General features: G+C 45.4%; 5 protein-coding genes. 2 read left to right on the forward strand and 3 right to left on the reverse strand.

Annotation, left to right across the window (positions count from 1 at the left end; all coding sequences use genetic code 11):
* Positions 1 to 190: 190 nt before the first annotated feature.
* The 3 genes from AKG39_RS19180 to istA are packed head-to-tail and all read right to left on the reverse strand — an operon-like array spanning position 191 to position 2,854.
* Positions 191 to 514 (reverse strand): hypothetical protein, encoded by a 324-nt coding sequence (locus AKG39_RS19180; RefSeq protein ID WP_050742014.1) that lies wholly within the window; start codon positions 512 to 514, stop codon positions 191 to 193.
* Positions 507 to 1,295 (reverse strand): ATP-binding protein, encoded by a 789-nt coding sequence (locus AKG39_RS19185; RefSeq protein ID WP_050742015.1) that lies wholly within the window; start codon positions 1,293 to 1,295, stop codon positions 507 to 509. The genes AKG39_RS19180 and AKG39_RS19185 overlap by 8 nt, the downstream gene beginning before the upstream one ends.
* The gene (gene istA / locus AKG39_RS19190) at positions 1,292 to 2,854 is read right to left on the reverse strand and encodes an IS21 family transposase (RefSeq protein ID WP_115028078.1); all 1,563 of its coding nucleotides are present in this window, start codon (positions 2,852 to 2,854) and stop codon (positions 1,292 to 1,294) included. Before istA ends, AKG39_RS19185 begins: the two co-directional genes overlap by 4 nt.
* Positions 2,855 to 3,071: 217 nt before the next feature.
* Here istA and AKG39_RS19195 point away from each other — a divergent pair, with 217 nt between their 5' ends.
* Both AKG39_RS19195 and AKG39_RS19200 read left to right on the forward strand, forming a co-directional pair.
* Positions 3,072 to 3,929 carry a transposase gene (locus AKG39_RS19195; protein ID WP_050742016.1) on the forward strand — a complete coding sequence of 286 codons (858 nt, stop codon included), beginning with the start codon at positions 3,072 to 3,074 and terminating at the stop codon, positions 3,927 to 3,929.
* A gap of 139 nt (positions 3,930 to 4,068) precedes the next feature.
* Complete coding sequence (locus AKG39_RS19200; RefSeq protein WP_115028077.1) at positions 4,069 to 4,734, forward strand: transposase; 666 nt, start codon at positions 4,069 to 4,071, stop codon at positions 4,732 to 4,734.
* The last annotated feature ends 22 nt before the right edge of the window (positions 4,735 to 4,756 follow it).

The raw sequence follows: 4,756 nt of genomic DNA on the forward strand, positions 1-4,756 counted from the left end.
TCATTAGCGTGAAATATTCAGTGAATCCATTTTTTTACCACCCTTTCTATCTATATATGCTTTTATTTTATCACTTCAGGTTTAATAAATCGTTTAGTAAACGGGTTTTTGCGGAAGAACCTCATTTAGACCCAGCTTCACGGAGGGTGAGAGCCACCCTCACGGAAGCTGATCCAGTGGTAACTAACTGCTAATACTCAGAATCATCGTGGCCATGAGCAAGGCGATAGATATGTTCGCACCACTCATCGGATTCCATCGGATCCTGGTTATTATATAACAACTGAATATAGATCTGATAAGCGGAATTATCGCTGTATCTCCTGGCCAGATCGGACAAAATATCACTTCTCAGATATTCATTATAAGGACATTCCAGATGTCTGCTCAGCTCATATCGGGTTCTGACCGTTTCAGATTCCAGATGTTTTATGTCTTTTATAAGGTCATCAATTAACTGGCAGAATTCATAGCGGTAGGAGCAGTCGCTCCAGATTTCATCCGGATCACTCATTGCTTACCCCACTTTTGGAAGCTGTCTTGAAGCTGCGCCGTTCCCGCATGGAAATTTTGCCATCAATCAGGATATCATATGCGTTATGAATGATGCGGTCCATGATCGCTTCGGATATCGGGCTGTCATTGTCGGGATCCGGATTAATGCGTTTATACCAGCCTTCCATCTCGTATTGCGTGCAGAAGATAATGGAGCCTTCCTTACAACGGGTTTCGATAATCTCAAGCAGATCATAGGCTTCCTGCGGTTCGAGGGTGCGGATCAGCCATTCGTCAAGAATAAGCAGCTCAACCTTCTGGTAGATCTTGACGGTCTTCCGGAAGGTACCGCATCCCTTGGCAACATTCAGATCATCTAGCAGTTCCGGCATGCGGATGTAGCGGACGGATTTGAATTTTCGGCAGGCGGCATTGCCCAATGCATTGCCGAGATAGGTCTTGCCATTTCCGGAGGCACCTTTTAAAATGATGTGACGCCCGTCTTCGATATACTGGCAGGAGGCTAAACGGAGAATCTGAGCTTTGTCCAACTTCCGATCCTCATGATATTCAATGCCTTCAATGGTGGCACCTGGCTCGGGGAATCGGGCATTCCGGATAAAGCGCAACAGTTTATTGGTCTTCCGGCGGTTCCATTCCGCATCCACAAGCAGCCCCAGCCGGTCTTCAAAGCCAAGCTGGCTGTAGGTGGTCTGATCGGCGAACTGTGCTTCCAGTTCGTCGGCCATGGCAGTCAGTTTCATGGCTCTTAATGAGGCGATCGTAGACTGATTAATCATTTCTGATCACCTCCTTTGCGGAAATAGTCTGCCCCACGAGTGATGCCATAACGCTTAGAAGATTCCGGGGACGCTTCCAATTTGGGAGTTTGACTCGTTTTGATTTTATCCTGACCATTTTTCAGGATGGTGCTGATGTTTCGAATCGTCGGTGAATTGCTGTAAAGAAGTACCCGCTCACAGGCCTTCTCAAGGCGTTCATGACTGTAACGGTCAGCAAGCTTTGTCAGGCTTGCACAGGATTTGTAACCCTGTTCTGGTTCCCTGCCAGCGGCTAGAAAGAGCTTGATCACCGCGCTGGTATGTTCACCGATGGATTGCGCCCATGCCTGGAATTCTTCGGCACTATAAGAAAGATATTTCTGGTGTGCCAGTGGCATGTGTTCGAACCGGACAACCGGTTCCCGCAATTGGATGGCTGATCTGGGATGTGATGACACACGAGACCCGTGAAAAAACACTTCCACGGTTTTCTCTGTCATTCGAATGTCCACATCTTCCCCAATCAGATCAAAGGGCACGGAATACTTGTTTTTTCCGTCTGATATGAGATAATCTTGGGGAAGCTTTACAGTGGACCAAACTGCAGGCTCATACGGGGTAAAAGGAAGCGGTTTCATGAAGTCACGTTCTTCATTATCATAAGCACTGTGGCGGTTTCCTTCCCGTTTTTTAAAAGGAAAGTGGTTCAGCTCTTCGAGCTTTTCGATAACGGCTTTTTTGACTTCGGTGATTGAAAAGAACCGGTGATTTCGAAGTGCCGCAATGATCCATGTGGAGGCATATTTTACCGATCCTTCCACAAGGCTTTTATCCTTCGGATGATAGACCCGGGCCGGTACGATGGCGGTATCATAATACTCAGCCAGTTCCTGATAACTGCGGTTCAAAATGGTCTCATACCGGGTGTTTTTGATCACGCCAGCTTTGAGATTGTCCGGGAGCAAAAGTCTTGCAACACCGCCATAGTAGCTATAAGCATGGGCGTGGCAGGAAAGCCATTTACCTGAAGTCATATCTTCACATGCTTCGGCATAGACATAGCAACTGCAGGGAAGAACCGCCACAAACAGATATGCCTCAGTGATATCTCCGGTAAAGGGATCCTGAATCGGAATGATATTACCAGCCCAGTCCACCTGCATCACATCACCAGGCTTGTGCCTGATCCGCATGGTTGCTTTTGTAACCCTGGCCCAATGGCGGTATTTGTCACAGAATTGCGAGTACATGTAGGGCGTATTCCCAGCCGCATAGCATGATTCACAGTATTCGCTCCAGAGCAGGGAGAGATTCACTCCCGGCTTTGCCAGTTCTTTGTGGATGATGCTGTAATCAGCCTCCTTTCGGAGATTGTCTGCGGACAGACGACCGGGATAAAATGTAGCCAGCAGAATTTCATTGGTTACCGCTTCATCCAATGGCCATTCAATGCCTGCTTTGGATGCGGCGTCCAAAACCTCCCTGATCGTATTGCGCGAGCTATGAACGCTTGCAGCAATCTGTCGCTGCGTGTAATTGAGACAGCTCAGTCTCAAGATTTCTCGATAATTCACCATGATTATCGACCTCCTATAGTGATAGTCACATATTTGTGTGCCAATATCATTATAGGACGAATTGATATGAATGGCTCACCTTTCGTTAAAGTGGGTCAGTTCAACCGTGACAGTGGGTCTCTTTTAGGTTCTTCCGCAAAAACCCGTTTACTAAACGATTTATTAAACCTGAAGTGATAAAATAAAAGCATATATAGATAGAAAGGGTGGTAAAAAAATGGATTCACCAAATACTCTAATTTTGGATCATTACTTCCCATCCGATGTTTTAAAGATCACGGAAGTAATTGAAACTGAAAAAATCATTATCCATATGAAATCTATTACTAAAACCTGTATCTGTCCCAGGTGTCACCAGACACTTGAGCATTATCACGGCACATATATCAGAAAAGTTCAGGATCTTCCCATCCTGGGAAAAAATGTTCAGCTTCAGATTAAAGCCCATGAGTACATTTGTAACAATGAAGCGTGTCCGGTTAGAACCGTTGCTGAAACATTTAATGGCTTTCTTAATGCAAACCGAAGAATGACTCAGCGCTGCGAAGATTTCATCTGTATGCTGGCATTGGAAACGAGTTGTGAGGGGTGCGCACGGATCTGTCAGGCAATGAACCTTTATATCAGTGGGGACAGTGTTATCCGCTTTCTTACAGAACGTTATGAAGCTCAGCCGGCTCCGGTTTGTGGTGAAACAATCGGTGTCGATGATTTTGCCTTCAAAAAAAGAAGCCGATACGGAACGGTGATCGTTGATGAAGCTACACACAGACCTGTTGCTGTTCTTAATGGTCGTGACAGCAACACGCTCAAGGCCTGGCTGCGGCAGAACCGACAGGTCAAGCGCATCACAAGAGACCGGGCCGGGGCATATGCTTCCGCGATTGGGGAAATCCTTCCTGATGCCATGCAGATTGCGGATCGGTTTCATCTTCATCAGAATCTCCTGGTGGCCGTTCAGAATGTGCTCAAATCGGTTGTTCCGGCTGATATAAAAATACCAGTTGATCAGGAACAGTCTGATGGCCAGCATCCGGAAGAAAAAACGGCAACAGAAGGTTTAAAAAAAAAATGATGTCCTGGTAAAACCGACCAGCTACAATGAAAACAGAGTTCAACTCTTCAATGCGATCAAAGAACATGTTGATGCCGGTTTCAGTTTCCGTCAAACGGCAAAAATCCTCCATTGCAGCAGAAATACGGTTCGCAAGTATATGAATGGCGATTTTGATGCATTATGCCGCCGGGAACTGCTAAGCGGTGCTGACCGTTATTATGATTACATTATGAAATCCTTAGCTTCCGGGATGATCCGTAAAGATATCTATCGCGAGATAAAAAAACAGGGCTACCGGGGAAAAATGAGTGCCGCATATGACTATATGAATAACCTGATTCAGGTGCACGGGATTGAAATTGCTGTTTATCGAAGCGCTTCGCTTGAATCCATCAGCCGAAAGAAGCAGTTGCACAAATTTGATCATATAACTCGGAGAAGTATCTTCCGGTTTGTCTGGTTGAATGATGCCGTTGTATCTGCGTATCGTGACTACCTGATGGATAAATATCCGATTATCGGTGAGCTTTATAAATGTATCAAAGAATTCCGCCAGATCTTTAAAGAAAAAAGTCTGCCTCAACTGTACCTGTTTATTGACAGGTACAAAAACTCTAAAATAAAGGAGCTGGCAATTTTTGCAGCTGGACTGGAAAAAGATCTCGAAGCAATTGAAAATGCTGTTGCAAGTGATTTATCAAACGGGTTTGTGGAAGGGATCAATAACAAGCTCAAAATGATCAAACGCACGATGTATGGTCGATGCGGTCAAAAATTATTGACGGCCAAATTGATGTATGATCCACATTCAAAAAATGAATAACGGGTTTTTGCGGAAGAACCCT

The sequence above is a fragment of the Acetobacterium bakii genome, assembly GCF_001263355.1.
Taxonomy (GTDB): domain Bacteria; phylum Bacillota; class Clostridia; order Eubacteriales; family Eubacteriaceae; genus Acetobacterium; species Acetobacterium bakii.